The organism is Peribacillus sp. NPDC094092 (assembly GCF_050279365.1).
GTDB lineage: Bacteria > Bacillota > Bacilli > Bacillales > DSM-1321 > Peribacillus.
In genome coordinates this window covers 63,665-78,263 of sequence record NZ_JBNNUC010000003.1, presented here as the reverse complement: position 1 = coordinate 78,263, position 14,599 = coordinate 63,665, and the positions used below count along the sequence as shown (strand labels likewise).

Below are 14,599 nucleotides of genomic sequence, written 5' to 3'. Positions count from 1 at the left end.
TGGGGAGAGGAAGATGAAGCGATGGAAGTTGCCATACCTCAGCAAAAGCCAAAACGGAAGTGGAGAAAGCGTGCACTATGGAGTTTTGGTATCCTGATCATTCTTTTGCTGTCAGTCTTGATTGCTGCAAATGTATTTCTTTCAAGATCCTTGCCGGAAACAGAGGGGGAAATATCGCTTCCAGGTCTTTTGAAACCGGTTACGGTGGTGAGGGATTCAAGTGGGGTCCCGCATATCAAGGCAGCGAATGAACATGATTTGTATTTGGCCCAAGGGTATATCCAAGCACAGGACCGCTTATTTCAAATGGATTTAAGCAGGCGTCAGGCATCAGGAAGATTGAGTGAAGTGATTGGTGAGAAAACCATCAAAAATGATAAGTATTTCCGCACACTTGGGTTGAGGCGGGCGGCTGAAGCCTCTTATGCAGCATATTCAAGTGACGGGAAAGAAGCCTTGGATGTGTTTGCCGAAGGGGTGAACCTTTATATCGATGAATTGAAGGAGAATGGGAAATGGCCGGCGGAGTTCACCCTGCTTGGATACGAACCAGAGCCTTGGACACCCGTCGATTCGCTGACCATCGGTAAATATATGGCCTTTGATTTAGGCGGGAACTGGGAAGATCAGGCGTTTAGGCAGTATTTGCTGCAAACGTTCCCAAAGGAAAAAGCCTATGATTTATTTCCTGATTATCCAAAGAACGCTCCATATATCATCGGCAAGGAAGAACTGGATATTGAAAAAAGTTTTGCCGGGGCCGTTATTCCTTATGAATTCAACGGCAGCAATAATTGGGTCGTTTCAGGCAAGAAAACGGATTCCGGTAAGCCGTTATTGGCGGATGATCCCCATCTGGGATTGGCTACACCATCCATTTGGTATCAAATGCATTTGGAGGCCCCTTCAGTCAATGTGAGCGGTGTTATCTTTGCCGGGATTCCCGGAATCATACTAGGTCATAACGAAAAGGTCGCTTGGGGTGTGACCAATACCGGCCCGGATGTCCAGGATCTCTATATCGAGAGGAGAAACCCGGAAAACGAGAAGGAATTCTCCTACAAAGGGAAATGGGAAAAAGCTGATATCCTGGACGAACCTATCAAGGTGAAGGACGGTAAAACACTTGATTATCAAGTGACGGTTACCCGCCATGGGCCTGTGGTCTCCGAGTTTGCCGGGAAAAGCGGAAAAGATACCGTGCTTGCATTAAGGTGGACGGCACTTGATCCATCCGCCGAGCTTGAAGCGGTACTGAATATGAATAAAGCGGGAAGCTGGAAAGAATTCGAAAAGGCCCTCTTGAAATTCGAAACGCCGGCACAGAATTTCGTCTTTGCCTCAGCCGATGGGACCATTGCCTATAAGGCGAATGGGAAAATCCCAATCCGGAAAAAAGGCGATAGTATGCTTCCTGTACCTGGCTGGACGGATGAATTCGAGTGGAAAGGCTTTATTCCCTTTGATGAACTTCCAAAAACGGTGAATCCGGAAGAGGGATTCATTTCGACGGCGAATAATAAAGTCATCTCGGATGATTACCCTTACCACATCAGCAATAACTGGGCACAGCCGTACCGTCAGATGAGGATACAGGAGTTTTTAAAAGCCAATAAAAAGCTTACTGCCGAGGATATGCAAAGCCTGCAGATGGATAAGGTGAATTTGCAAGCCAAGGAGTTTGTTCCCCAATTCGTGGATGTATTGAAAGGTCCATGGGGGAAGCAGGAAGATCAGGCACTAATGATTCTGAAGAAATGGAATCATATTGATTCCGTTGATGAAGCGGCACCGATGATTTTTAATGTCTGGATGAAAAAAATAGGGGATGTCCTGCTTGCGGAAGAAATACCGGAGGAAACCCTCAACCTCTTTAATGGAAGGCGTTCGGCCGTTGATGAACTACTAAGGCGGGCACTGGACGGTAAGCCGGGCCCTTGGATTGAAGATGCAGGCGGACTTGAGCAGGTGCTTGCCAAGTCGTTACAGATGACGTTAACCGAGCTTGAAGAATCCCAAGGTGACGATATAGCCGATTGGGAATGGGGGGACTATCATCAGGTCAGGTTTAACCATCCGCTATCGAGTGTCGCCCCGTTAAATTATTTATTTAACAGCGGCGGAGGAATACCGGTAGGCGGCAGCAGTGTCACCGTACAGGCAGCGGCATTTTTAGATGATGGAACCGTTAATCACGGTGGCTCCTGGAGATTCGTCATCGACCTATCCGACATGAATCAAGGATATCACCTTGTTGGCCCGGGTCAATCAGGTAACGTTAAAAGTGAGTGGTACCACGACCAGCTTGATGATTGGGCAGAAGGTACTTATCACAAAACCACATTGGGCGATCCAAAAGGGGATAAGCTGACACTGAAACCATCATACTGATAACTCGAAAAAAAGTACCAAGTCCAGTATCCTTGCCCTGGACTTGGTACTTCTTCATTGTTTTTGCTTAGTAAAGAATTCTGCTAGGAACTCCTCAAAATTAGGGGCCTCGATTGCCGCGATTTTTTCATATGATTCAATGATCTTGAGTTTAATTTCTTGCTCCAGATCATTCCGGTCTTGATAGTTCGTGTTTTTTAACGATTTTTTTATTTTAGGATTCAATGAGTCTATGAGATCCATCAATTCTTCTTTTGACAGTTTTTTATCCACAATGGCTTTTCTCCTTTCTAACATATACCTCATCCATATAGTGCTTTCGCAGTTTTTTTAGAGCTTGTTTACGGATGCTTGAGATATTCTGCGGCGACTCATGGAAATAGGCAGCAATTTCCTTGTTGGATAGGCCGTAGGAAAAGATCATGGTCAATACCAGGCTTTGTTTGGCTGTTAACTTCTTCAAGGCTTTTATCATCTCTTCATCACTAATGTGTGAAGCGAGTTCGTTCGTTTCCCCCATCTTTTCAAGTTGAATGTCCAGCGTACCGATTCGATCGATCAATCCGCCAGTATCCATTGGTGTCGCATCAAGTACCATTCGATAGCGTTCCCGCTGCTTACGTGCCCTTTTATCAAAATCAACAGAGAAAAAGTAAATTAAGGAGCACATGTATTTGTATACTTTAGCCCGGTAATAGAAAATTTTGAAAGTCTCGTTGAGATGATCAATGTTGTGGGAAGAAGGGGAATCAAGAGTTTCAGTGAAAATCTTTAAATGTTCTGGGTTCTGTAAGAATAAATGAATGATTGGCTGTGCAAAGAAAGATGAGTACTGTTGCTGCAGAAACTCCAATGAATGAGAAAAAAAATGAGAAGTTAAGTGGTTCATTGTTATCCCTCCTTTTATTAATAAAGTGATAGACAAGGGGAATAAATCAATTATATAGGAACATTCGTTCTTTTTTCCATAAATCAATAGTGCTAGATTGATTTTTTTAAACAAGTTTCACTTTAGATATCAGATACAAGAAAAGGGGTGAAGAGGATGATGATTGAGGATGCTACTATGTGGGTTTCATTAGTTAGCGAATTTGGCTATCCATTCGTCGTTTCTATGTTTTTGCTCTTCCGCTTCGGTAAACAATTAAAAGAACTGACTACGGACGTAGAGAACTTAAAAAAGTCCGCTCATAAAACGAAAAAACGATAACCTCAGGACGTAATGTGCCAGGTGATAAACACCGAATTTCGGATTCTATTCTAAAAAGGGTCCGGAATTCGGGTATAAAGAAATGGGTACTCAAAAAAAATCAAGACTTGGTTATATCCCTCCTTTAAAATCAAGTAAAATAATGGTAAACCATTATTTGGAATATAGCACAAAATAGGTAAAAAACAATCGTTATTTGGAATCATTTTACTACTATAATTCATCCGACAATGGAATTAGATAGGAAATCCTCCCCTCGTACGATTTTAGTTTTATGGATTAAAGTGAAAATACTTTTAAAAAAACAACATTCATCAAAAAACTTATGAATAGTAAGCGGCATCCAAGAAAAAGGATGCTGCTTTTCTAATTTTTTTGGCAAAAAACTGATAATATGGAAAAGGGGTGGAGAATTTGAATGATAAACAGCTAGAAGATATTCGAATCCTACAGCAAGAATGTGAACGGGAAGGTTTTACTTTAAAGCTGAACTGGGAAACGCTTCGCAGTCGAAATGGTGTGCTTAAGAATGACTTTTTTCACTATGATGGATTGAAGCTTGTTGGTTTTATTGGTCTTTACGATTTTGGAAACAAAGCGGAGATGTGCGGGATGGTGCATCCTGATTACAGGAGACAAGGCATTTTTACAAAGCTTCTGGAAGAGGCCATAAGGAGTGCCGTGGAGCGCAACTATAGGTTGATTCTCCTGAACTCACCCGCTCAATCCCAATCAGGGGCAGGATTTTTGAAACAGCTCCCATGTGACTTTGCTTTTTCTGAGTTTCAAATGAAGTGGTCCGAAATGGAGCTTGACGATTATGGCGATGCAGTCATTCGCCCTTCACGGAGAGATGATGAGGAAACGGAAATTCAGCTGGATGTTCAATGTTTCCAATTTACGAAACAGGAAGCGAAGGATTATTATCAGCGCATCCTATATGAGGATACTCTGAAAACCATGATGATTGAAATGGATGGCCTTGCAGTCGGTAAAATCCGTGTTGATCATTCAGGCGGGGAAGCATGGATTTATGGGTTTTCCATTTTGCCAAAATACCAGGGAAAAGGACTTGGCAGAAAGGCATTGAAAAAGGTCGTAGCCGAACAATGCCAGCTGGGATATGATATTTTTCTCGAGGTCGAGGCGACTAATGAGCATGCATTAAGACTCTATGAATCTTGTGGATTCAGAACCATCCAAAGACAGGATTATTATCAATACAAAAGGACGAAAAAGAGTTAGGGGCTGGGATGATGTTGACATTATTCATTTATAATTGGCAGGTGCGAAGTGAGTGGTTCAAATGGTGCCGGGCCTTACCGAGTGAGGAACTGAAACGGCAGCGCACAGGAGGGATGGGCAATATACTGAAAACACTTGCCCATATTATCGATGTCGAATGCAGCTGGATCAAGGCCATACAAGGAAAGCCTGATGCCGCGATCGATTTGGACGCTTATGATACGATCGAGAAAGTGGAGGATCTATCCACCCGCTATCATTCTGAGGTCATGGACTATTTAAACTCGCATTCCATTGAGGATGAGCAAGGAATGATACAGCCATCATGGATGGAGGGGGCATACGAAAAAGGCATGATACTTCGCCATATTATTGCGCACGAAATTCACCATATAGGCCAGCTGTCCATCTGGTCGAGGGAGATGGGCATCGAACCGGTATCAGCCAGTTTAATAAATCGGACTTTATAGGCTTTATACTTTAAAACTGGTAATGCAACATGCATTACCAGTTTTTTTATTTCGGGAGGAATTCCTAGGTTTTTAAAAAGAAAGGGGATTAGCCGATCAATAAGATTCATTTGACTTCGTGTTGACATGCTATAGAATGAAAACATTGAAAAATCAAAATATTGATAGGGGGCATTATTTAAATGTTTGAACAACGGAGGGAAAAACTTACTCGACTATTAAAGGAAAATAATATAGATGCGGCAGTTATTGTACCGGGATCGAATATGTATTATTTTACCGGACTGAAGCTTAAACAAAGTGAACGGCTGACATTTGTTGTTATTACAAAGGAATCTGAGATGTTTATTATTTCACCACAAGTGGAGTTGAGTAAAGTTCAGGAAGTGACGGATGAAAATGTATTTTGGTATACAGATGAAGAGGGGCCAAGCAGGGCTCTAGGTGAATTGAAAAATGCAGCAGGAACTCTTATGAAAATCGGAGTTGAATACAACCAAATGAGAATCATGGAGTTAAAAGGTGCAGAGACTTTATCGACAGCAGCTGATGATATTAGTGATTTAATTGATGTTCTGAGAATTTATAAAGATAAACAGGAAATTGAACAGATGCAACAGGCTGTGAAAGTACTGGAAGAAAGTTTCGAAGCTGCAATCCCATATATTAAGCCTGGAGTAACCGAAGTGGAAGTGGCGGCACAGCTGGAGTATGAAATGAGAAAAAGGGGTTCTGAAGGAACGCCGTTTGGAACCGTCGTTGCCTCTGGATATAGAGGCGCAAGTCCGCATGGACGTGCTGGCGGCAAGAAAATTGAATCAGGAGAACTCGTTGTGATCGATTTCGGGTCCATAATCAATGGGTACGTGGGTGATATTTGTCGTACGGTAGCGGTAGGGGACGTTTCTCATGAATTAAAGGAAATCTATGAAACTGTCAAAGAAGCACAGCAGGCGGCGATTGATATCATCAAACCGGGTGTGACAGCACATGAAGTTGATGAAATTGCACGTGCCGTTATACAAGGCAAGGGTTATGGAGAGTATTTTACCCACCGTACAGGACATGGGTTGGGGCTGAATTCCCATGAAGAGCCATATATCATGATGAATAGTGATCTAAGATTACAGCCCGGAATGGCTTTTACGGTTGAACCGGGGATTTATGTGCCTGGTAAAGGAGGAGTCCGGATAGAGGATAATATTATCATGACAGAAGATGGCTTTATCAATTTGATGTCGCTTCGAAAAGATCTTATTACTGTATAGGGGGTGCTGAATATGGATATTGAACAGATTCAAAGGGATAATCCTTTTCATGAGAATTACATGTATATAAATACTGCCGCTGCATCTGCCCCACCTCGACAAGTTGTTAATGCGATCATAGATTATTTACAAAAGACAGCTAGTTTAGGTCCATACTTGCCTGCATTCAGAAAAGAGGTTTATCGGAAGTTAGATGAAACAAGAGTAAAGGCAGGAAGTTTCATTGGGGCCAATGCATCGGAAATTGCTTTTGTGAAAAATGGGACAGAAGGCATTAATTTTGTTGCAAATGGACTTCCGTGGGAAGAAGGAGATGAAATCATACTCGCTGACATTGAATTTCATAGTAATTATACACCTTGGCTTAAATTAAGGGATAAAAGAAAAGTCAGCTTAAAGATTATCGAGACTCATAAATCAGGCGTTATTGATGTGGATTTAATAGCGAAGCAAATGACGAAACGGACCAAGCTTATAACCGTTTCCCATTTACCTAATGCCTCTGGAGCCCTACAGGAAGTAGAGAAAATATGTAAACTTGCAAAAGAAAATGATGCGTTAACCCTTATCAATGCATCTCAAACTCTAGGATTGGTACCCATTGATGTTAAAGAGCTTGATTGTGACTTTCTGACAGCTTGTGGACGGAAATGGCTGAGGGGTCCCGAAGGATCGGGAATATTGTATATTAGAGAATCATTGGTGGATTCCATTGAGCCTACTTTAATTGGCTGGGGAGGAACCACTTGGGATTTTGAAACGAATGACTATAACTATTCATCAGCCGCCAAAAGAGTTGAGGCAGGATGCCCGATTGTCCCTTCCATACTTGGGCTGGGAGCAGCTATCGATTATGCCCAAAATATAGGCCTGGAAAATATATTCAAAAAAGTGGCAGCCTTAACAGAGTACGCTGTTAATCAATTTTCCACCATAGAGGGAATCTCCATCTACGGGCCACAGGATATCAAAAATCGGCTAGGCATCATTCCGTTTAATGTAAAGGGACTTCATCCGGATAGAATAACAGAATATTTAGAGGAGAAAAAAATCATTATTGAATCAGGCACGTTCATGGCGAACACGCTGCTTCAACAATATGGTATTGATAAAATGGCGAGGCTGTCCCCTCACTATTTCAACACGGAAGAGGAAATCGATTTGGCCGTTTCACACATTAAATCTTTACAAAAAAAAGAAGGAAAGATAGACTCCGTACTGATTTGAAATAAAAATAAAATGCCATCATTCGGCTGCTTGTCCCCAAATTCTTTGGTGTCAGGCGCCGGATTTTTCTTGAACCAGTTCCCCTTTTTCAGCGAAACTCCCCGCGTACCAAGACCGCATATCCATATTATCAGCCCGATTACATTACTATTGCTCTCTTACCCTCCTTCGAGTTTTTGAAGATTTTCCTGGAAAATCTTTTGGGGTTACCTGTCTTGCCACTTTTCCTCCAGTCCAAATTAAACACCGGGGCATGGGCCAGTCTTATTTACCTGAATCAACTTCTTTTTTAGGGTCCGGGGATCGTTCGTTTTTTTCACAGCTAGAGACGGTCGAAAGGTCGGATAAAGGTTTGTTCGAAGATACAAGGGAAATTCCAATAGCCAAAAACATTGAATAATAAATAGTTTGACAATTCTAACTTGTTAAATTAATATATTTTTAGTTAAGAACCAGTGGTTCTATTATAGAACCAAAAAAGGGGGAGAATTGCATGAGGATTGCAACAGATATCGGTGGAACTTTCACTGATTTAGTATATGTGGATGACAATGGGGAATTTGGATTTGCCAAATCACACACAACTCCGCCCCAGTTTGAGAACGGAGTAATTGACGTAATTAAACAAAGTGGGGTCAGCGTAGAGACTATCGACATGTTCATTCATGGATCTACCGTTGTGATTAATGCATTAACCGAAAGAAAAGGTGTAAAAGTAGGATTACTTACGACAAAGGGAACGAAAGATGTCTTGGAAATTGCTCGAGGAAATCGCCCTGATTTATACAACTTTAAATATAAAAAACCAGAGTCCTTTGTGGAAAGGCATTTGCGTCTAGAAGTGACAGAACGGTTGGATTACAAAGGAAACGTCGTTACTTCGTTAGTTCAGGAAGATATTGAGAAAGCGATAGAGTATTTTAAGGAAGAACGGGTTGAGGCAATTGCGATTTGCTTTTTGCATTCTTACCTGAATCCCGAGCATGAAATGAAAGCGCTTAAAATCGTGGAGGAGTTGTGGCCTGGGGTATCTGTCAGCGTTTCCAGCGATATCACTAAAGAATGGCGTGAGTATGAAAGGACGAATACGACGGTGCTGAATGCATACGTTAAACCGACTGCGAATTCATACATTGACAATCTTTCGAACAAGTTAAGTGATTTTAACATCAAAGAGAACCGGTACATCATGCAATCCAATGGCGGTGTCACGACATTCGAAAACGCGAAAAACATTCCAATCAACATGGTTGAGTCAGGGCCGGTAGCTGGAATTTTCGGAGCCGCCATTTTAGGGAAAATGATCGGTGAAGAGAATATCATCGCTTTTGATATAGGCGGAACAACTGCAAAGTGTTCATTAATTAGTGACGGTGAAGTGAAAGTGTCAACGAACTATTACATTGAAAAGTCCGAAAAAACAGCAGGATACCCGATTAAAGTGCCAGTCGTCGATATTGTTGAAATTGGAAATGGCGGCGGTTCCATCGCTTGGATTGATGAGATCGGCTCCTTGAAAGTGGGACCCCAATCGGCAGGCTCATCACCAGGTCCTGTGGCATACGGAAAAGGCGGGAAACTTCCGACTACGACAGATGCAAATTTGTTTGTTGGGAGGCTTTCAGGGAAAAACTTCGATTACGAGGTGGACATGGCAAAAGTAAAAGCGGCAATTGATGAAAATGTCGCTAAGCCATTTCAAACATCCACTGAAGAAGGGGCTCTCGGAATCATCGATATCGCGAATTCAAATATGCTTAACGCATTAAAGCTTATATCAGTGAGGAAAGGATATGATCCACAAGATTTTACATTGTTGGCATTCGGCGGCGGAGGCCCAATTCATGCAGCAGAACTTGCCAGAGACCTTGGGGTGAAAAAAGTTGTCATCCCATTGGCTTCATCCGTTTTCTCTGCTTGGGGCATGTTGATGACAGATTTACGCCATGATTATATCCATACCTATATAAAATTGCTGAATACCTTGGATTTAACGGAAATGAATCTGAAATGGGAAGATATGGAGACCAATTCCAAAAGACAATTTGCTAAAGAGAATGTGGATGAAGGGAAGATTGTATTCAACCGATTCGCAGATTTACGGTATATCGGCCAAGAGCATACGGTGAAAGTTCCTGTCCCGAATGGAGAATGGAATGATCGGGCTATAGCGGACATCATCTGCCAATTCCATCAAATGCATGAACAAGTATATTCGTTCAACTTACCGGAAAGTGCAATTGAAATCGTTAATTTGCATCTCACCAGTTTCGGTATAGTGGACAAGCCTGTCATCTCTGAAATGAAAGAAAGTGAATCAGCTGTGGAGGATGCAAAAATTGAAGAGCGAAATGTATTTTTCAATCAAGCCGGCTGGTGTCTTACCCCTGTATATGAACGGGCAAAATTGGCCAGAGGACATGAAGTGACAGGTCCAGCAATTGTCGAAGAACAATCCGCTTCCACCGTCATTATGGAAGGACAAAAATTATCTGTTGATGCTTATGGAAATTTAATTATTGAAACTGGGGTGAAATAATGATGAAAACTGCCAATCCGTTTGCTTTAGAAGTTATCAAGGATTCGCTGCTGTCCATCGGTGAAGAAATGTTCATCGCTTTGGCAAGAACTTCGATGAGTCCGATGTTTTACGAGGTATTGGATTATGCGTGTGGCCTGACCGATGCTAAAGGAAACTTAATCAGCCAAGGAAACGGTGTCACTAGTTTTATCGGCATGCTAAGTCCGATGGTTCAGCACATACTTGATAAATTTGATGATGGAAATAAATTGTCAGAAGGAGACATCATCATCATAAACGATCCATATGTAGGCGGGGGATCGCATTTGTCGGATGTCGGCCTTGTGATGCCTATATATTTTGAAGGTGAGCTTATTGCATTCTCGGCCAATAAAGGACATTGGACAGAGGTGGGAGGAAAAGATCCCGGTTCCTTTACCAATAATTCAACTGAGATTTATCAAGAAGGATTGCAAATGCCTGGAATCAAACTCTTTGATGCCGGAAAAGTGAATGAAGGCATTATAGAAATGATTGCTACAAATGTAAGATTGCCTCAATTGTCTCTTGGAGATATGTGGGCGCAAGTGGCTGCGCTTCGAACTGGTGAAAAAAGAATCAAAGAACTTTGCACGAAATATGGAAGAAGCACCGTATCCTCCACGATGGATAACCTGATTGATCAGGCGGAAAAATATTCATTGAAAGAGTTGGGAGCACTTCCGAAAGGAACTTTTGAAGCCCAAGATTTTATCGAGGGCGATCCTTCAAAAGGAGGGCCATATCCTATAAAAGTGAAAGTTACGATTACGGACGACGAATTCATCTGTGATTTCAGAGGCTCCCATCAACAAGTGATGAATCCTGTAAATTGTTCTTATTATGGCTTGTTATCCAGTGTCAGGGTCATGTTTTTAGCAATCATCAGACCGAAGTTCAATGTCAATGAAGGTCTATTCAAACCACTGAGAATCATCACGGGTGATCATTCAATTGTTTCTGCAACAAGGCCATCGCCAGTTTCGATGAACTTCGAAGCGAGAATCGGCGGTGCAGAACTAATCTGGAAAGCGCTAGCTCCATTGCTTCCCGACCGCTTAACTTCCGGCCATCTTTTATCTGTCTGCTCCTTTTTATTGTCGGGTAAAAACCCTGAGACGGATGAGCCGTTCCTTATTGTTGAACCTACTTTAGGTGGCTGGGGAGCTGGTGAAAGCCAAGATGGTCAAAGAGGGCAATTTTGTATGGGTAACGGTGAGACATACAATATGCCGATTGAAATTGCGGAAGCCAGGTACGGAGTGAGAGTTGAAAACTATGGACTTAGATGTGATGGAGAAGGTGCGGGGCAGCATATCGGCGGTTCTGGTGTAATACGTTCGTATAAAACTTTAAGTGAAGGCCAAGAACTGACGGTTAGTTTTGGAAGACATCAATTTCAGCCTTGGGGAATGAATAAAGGAGAAAACGGATCATCAAGCTATATAAAGATCCATAAAGAGAACGGTGAGGTCATCGGGCCCTTTGGTGTCACGTCAAGGTTGAAATTGGAAAAAGGGGATACAATCCATCTGGTCACTGCCACTGGTGGGGGATATGGAGATCCGGCTAAAAGGGATGAACAGGCTGTGTTAAAGGATGTCAAGAACGGTTATATCACAGCTGAACAAGCAAAAGAAAAATTCGGGGTCATAGTAAATGATAAATACGATAGCATAATCGGCTATACAGAATTACGCCAGTAGTTTAGGGAGATGGAGATATGACTTTAAAAACGTTGGAGAATGCATTGGATGTGCTGTCTTATTTCAATGCGGAAACTCCGGAATGGGGATTAAGAGATTTAGCCCGTCAAATGGAGATGAATCATACGGTCTTACACCGAATCCTGAAGACATATGAGAATAAAGGGTACCTCATTCAAAACGAAAGTACAAAAAACTATGAATTGGGTTTGAAATTTTTAGAGTTTTCCAGTGTGATTAAACAAAAAATGAAACTCTCGGAATTCATCCAGCCAGTCATGAAGGAATTGGCGGACGTTGTGAATGAAACGGTCTTTCTCACGCTAAAAGATGGAGATGACGGTGTAACTGTTGAAATTGCGGAATATGAGCAGCAAATCAAATTTAATGTAATGGTTGGCACTCGCACCCCCCTTTATGTGGGGGCATCTTGTAAAACAATTATGGCTTTTCTTCCTGAGGAAGAACAATTGGAAATAATGAAAAAAGGGATGAAAGTCTTTACCGAGAAAACCATGACCGACAAAGGGGAACTGTTGGAAGATCTAAAAGTCATCAAAGAAAAAGGTTGGAGTTTTACGAAAGGAGAGTTCTCGGATGCTGTCTTTGGGATGGGCACACCGCTTTTCAATGGCTCAGGCAAAGTAATTGGATCACTGACGATAGCGGGACCTTCCTACAGGATGCCGGAAGATAGGTTTGCCGAGACTTTGGAGATCCTGAGAAAGAAAACGGATATCATCCAGCAATATTTTAATAAGTTCGGAAACTTATACAATTAATATATAAATACGCAAATAGGGGAGATTTCAAATGGCGAATAAAAATCAAACAGGAAAAAACCATCCGACCATATTTAATCCTGCGATTTTTTTTGTAATTGTATTATTGGCCGTCATTGGGGCCATGATAGGTGTCCAACTTATTACCTCTTTAGGTATTTCCGCCAATACTTCAATCGTTGGAGCTGTATTCGCCATGATTCTGGCTCGGATCCCTTTGAAATTTTTATTTAAATTCAAGTCAATCCATAGCCAGAATTTGGTCCAAACTTCAATCTCGTCAGCAACTTTCGGAGCTGCGAGCAGTTTGATGTTACCAATCGGGATACCTTATGTGCTTGGAATGCACCATTTAATTATGCCATTGTTTATCGGTGTGACTCTTGCCATGATTGTTGATGCTTTGCTGCTTTATAAAATGTTCGATACGAAAGTTTTCCCTGCAAAACAAGCCTGGCCACCAGGGATTGCAACCGCTGAAGCAATTAAAGCTGGAGATGAAGGCGGGAACCGGGCAAAGTATTTACTTACCGGAATTGGAATCGGAATAATTGGAGCGATTTTGAAAATTCCCATGTCGGCGTTCGGTGTTGCATTCATAGGGAATATATGGGCGCTAACGATGTTCGGCATAGGGCTATTATTGAGAGGTTACTCGGTTCCGTTGTTTGGAATAGATATCAATGAATTGTATATCCCTCATGGATTTATGATCGGAGCGGGCATTGTTGCGTTAATTCAAGTGATCGTTTTAATTTTCAATAAAAAGAAAGAAGTGGCTGTGCAAGCTGATGAATTCTCTAAACCTACCAAAGAGTTGGGGCAAGCGTTTGGCTATGGTTTTATTGCTTATACAGCCATATCGATCCTGCTGGCAGTTTTAGGCGGAATCTATACCCAAATGTCAGTAGGCATGTTAATCGGGTTCGTCCTTTTTACAATGGTAGCGGCATTTGCCCATGAATTGATTGTTGGTATTGCAGCCATGCACGCAGGATGGTTCCCTGCTTTTGCTGTAGCACTCATTACATTGATTATTGGGATATTAATCGGATTTCCAGCAGAAGCATTGGCATTATTGGTGGGATTCAGTGCATGTACTGGAGTTGCATTCGCTGATTTGGGATATGATTTGAAGACGGGTTATATCCTTCGGGGAAATGGCCAAGATATGGAGTTTGAAAGAAAAGGGCGCCGGAATCAGTTGTATGCCGGTTTAGTTGGTTTTTTCGTAGCGGCAATTGTCGTAGTGGTGTCATATGAAACATATTTCTCCCAAGGGATGATTCCCCCGGTTGACCTTGTGTATGCAACGACTATTGAATCTGGAATCTCGAATGGTATTGCAAGAGACTTAATGATTTGGGCTATCCCGGGTGCGATTCTTCAATTAATCGGTGGCTCAAAAAGGCAAATGGGAATTTTATTTGCTACTGGTCTACTTTTATTGACTCCAATTGCAGGATGGGCCGTACTGACAGGTATTGTCTTACGAATCATCATTATGAGAAAAAGTAACGGTAAATATGAACAACAAATGACGATAATGGCTGCAGGTATCATCGCCGGTGACGCAATATACAGTTTCTGCAACTCCATTTTTAAAGCTGGAAAATGATCAGTTCATCCAACGTGGTTAGATATGACATATTATCTATCTAGTACCACTTCTCCTATCGCCTCTAGATTAATATAAAACTAAGCAGTACTGCTTGATAAAGGGGAAGCCACGTGAGTGGT

Annotated in this window: 12 protein-coding genes; 10 read left to right on the top strand and 2 right to left on the bottom strand. The window is 42.0% G+C overall.

The window, feature by feature from the left end; translation table 11 throughout:
* Positions 1-21 precede the first annotated feature (21 nt).
* Positions 22-2,391, top strand: coding sequence for a penicillin acylase family protein (locus ACQKNS_RS15985; RefSeq protein WP_427644340.1), 2,370 nt, complete (start codon positions 22-24; stop codon positions 2,389-2,391).
* Between the two features lie 54 nt (positions 2,392-2,445).
* Here ACQKNS_RS15985 and ACQKNS_RS15980 read toward each other — a convergent pair whose 3' ends face one another.
* Together ACQKNS_RS15980 and ACQKNS_RS15975 are read right to left on the bottom strand one after the other, a co-directional pair.
* The gene (locus tag ACQKNS_RS15980; protein ID WP_063234103.1) at positions 2,446-2,664 is read right to left on the bottom strand and encodes a hypothetical protein; all 219 of its coding nucleotides are present in this window, start codon (positions 2,662-2,664) and stop codon (positions 2,446-2,448) included.
* Entirely contained in the window at positions 2,657-3,280 is a 624-nt protein-coding gene (locus ACQKNS_RS15975) for a sigma-70 family RNA polymerase sigma factor (RefSeq protein WP_427644339.1), read from the bottom strand. The genes ACQKNS_RS15980 and ACQKNS_RS15975 overlap by 8 nt, the downstream gene beginning before the upstream one ends.
* 156 nt (positions 3,281-3,436) lie before the next feature.
* Here ACQKNS_RS15975 and ACQKNS_RS15970 point away from each other — a divergent pair, with 156 nt between their 5' ends.
* From ACQKNS_RS15970 to ACQKNS_RS15930, 9 genes are all read left to right on the top strand, one after another.
* The gene (locus tag ACQKNS_RS15970; RefSeq protein WP_081088496.1) at positions 3,437-3,601 is read left to right on the top strand and encodes a YvrJ family protein; all 165 of its coding nucleotides are present in this window, start codon (positions 3,437-3,439) and stop codon (positions 3,599-3,601) included.
* Positions 3,602-4,015: 414 nt separating this feature from the next.
* The gene (locus tag ACQKNS_RS15965) at positions 4,016-4,846 is read left to right on the top strand and encodes a GNAT family N-acetyltransferase (RefSeq protein WP_427644338.1); all 831 of its coding nucleotides are present in this window, start codon (positions 4,016-4,018) and stop codon (positions 4,844-4,846) included.
* Between the two features lie 11 nt (positions 4,847-4,857).
* Positions 4,858-5,316: a DinB family protein gene (locus tag ACQKNS_RS15960; protein ID WP_427644337.1), complete on the top strand. Its 459-nt coding sequence runs from the start codon at positions 4,858-4,860 to the stop codon at positions 5,314-5,316.
* Between the two features lie 182 nt (positions 5,317-5,498).
* A complete protein-coding gene (locus tag ACQKNS_RS15955; protein WP_427644336.1) occupies positions 5,499-6,584 on the top strand; it encodes a M24 family metallopeptidase in 1,086 nt (361 codons plus the stop codon).
* Positions 6,585-6,596: 12 nt separating this feature from the next.
* Positions 6,597-7,811 carry an aminotransferase class V-fold PLP-dependent enzyme gene (locus ACQKNS_RS15950; protein ID WP_427644335.1) on the top strand — a complete coding sequence of 405 codons (1,215 nt, stop codon included), beginning with the start codon at positions 6,597-6,599 and terminating at the stop codon, positions 7,809-7,811.
* Positions 7,812-8,304: 493 nt separating this feature from the next.
* On the top strand, positions 8,305-10,350 hold the full coding sequence (locus tag ACQKNS_RS15945) for a hydantoinase/oxoprolinase family protein (RefSeq protein ID WP_427644334.1): 2,046 nt from the start codon (positions 8,305-8,307) through the stop codon (positions 10,348-10,350).
* Positions 10,351-10,352: 2 nt separating this feature from the next.
* The gene (locus ACQKNS_RS15940; protein ID WP_427644333.1) at positions 10,353-12,077 is read left to right on the top strand and encodes a hydantoinase B/oxoprolinase family protein; all 1,725 of its coding nucleotides are present in this window, start codon (positions 10,353-10,355) and stop codon (positions 12,075-12,077) included.
* Positions 12,078-12,094: 17 nt separating this feature from the next.
* Complete coding sequence (locus tag ACQKNS_RS15935; protein ID WP_427644332.1) at positions 12,095-12,859, top strand: IclR family transcriptional regulator; 765 nt, start codon at positions 12,095-12,097, stop codon at positions 12,857-12,859.
* Positions 12,860-12,890: 31 nt separating this feature from the next.
* Positions 12,891-14,477, top strand: a complete 1,587-nt coding sequence (locus ACQKNS_RS15930) for an OPT/YSL family transporter (protein WP_427644331.1) — start codon at positions 12,891-12,893, stop codon at positions 14,475-14,477.
* Positions 14,478-14,599 lie beyond the last annotated feature (122 nt).

Coding starts and splice junctions, on each gene's coding strand:
- ACQKNS_RS15985 (WP_427644340.1), top strand. CDS start 22: ATGGAAGTTGCCATACCTCAGCAAAAGCCAAAACGGAAGTGGAGAAAG.
- ACQKNS_RS15975 (WP_427644339.1), bottom strand. CDS start 3,280: ATGAACCACTTAACTTCTCATTTTTTTTCTCATTCATTGGAGTTTCTG.
- ACQKNS_RS15970 (WP_081088496.1), top strand. CDS start 3,437: ATGATGATTGAGGATGCTACTATGTGGGTTTCATTAGTTAGCGAATTT.
- ACQKNS_RS15960 (WP_427644337.1), top strand. CDS start 4,858: ATGTTGACATTATTCATTTATAATTGGCAGGTGCGAAGTGAGTGGTTC.
- ACQKNS_RS15955 (WP_427644336.1), top strand. CDS start 5,499: ATGTTTGAACAACGGAGGGAAAAACTTACTCGACTATTAAAGGAAAAT.
- ACQKNS_RS15950 (WP_427644335.1), top strand. CDS start 6,597: ATGGATATTGAACAGATTCAAAGGGATAATCCTTTTCATGAGAATTAC.
- ACQKNS_RS15945 (WP_427644334.1), top strand. CDS start 8,305: ATGAGGATTGCAACAGATATCGGTGGAACTTTCACTGATTTAGTATAT.
- ACQKNS_RS15940 (WP_427644333.1), top strand. CDS start 10,353: ATGAAAACTGCCAATCCGTTTGCTTTAGAAGTTATCAAGGATTCGCTG.
- ACQKNS_RS15935 (WP_427644332.1), top strand. CDS start 12,095: ATGACTTTAAAAACGTTGGAGAATGCATTGGATGTGCTGTCTTATTTC.
- ACQKNS_RS15930 (WP_427644331.1), top strand. CDS start 12,891: ATGGCGAATAAAAATCAAACAGGAAAAAACCATCCGACCATATTTAAT.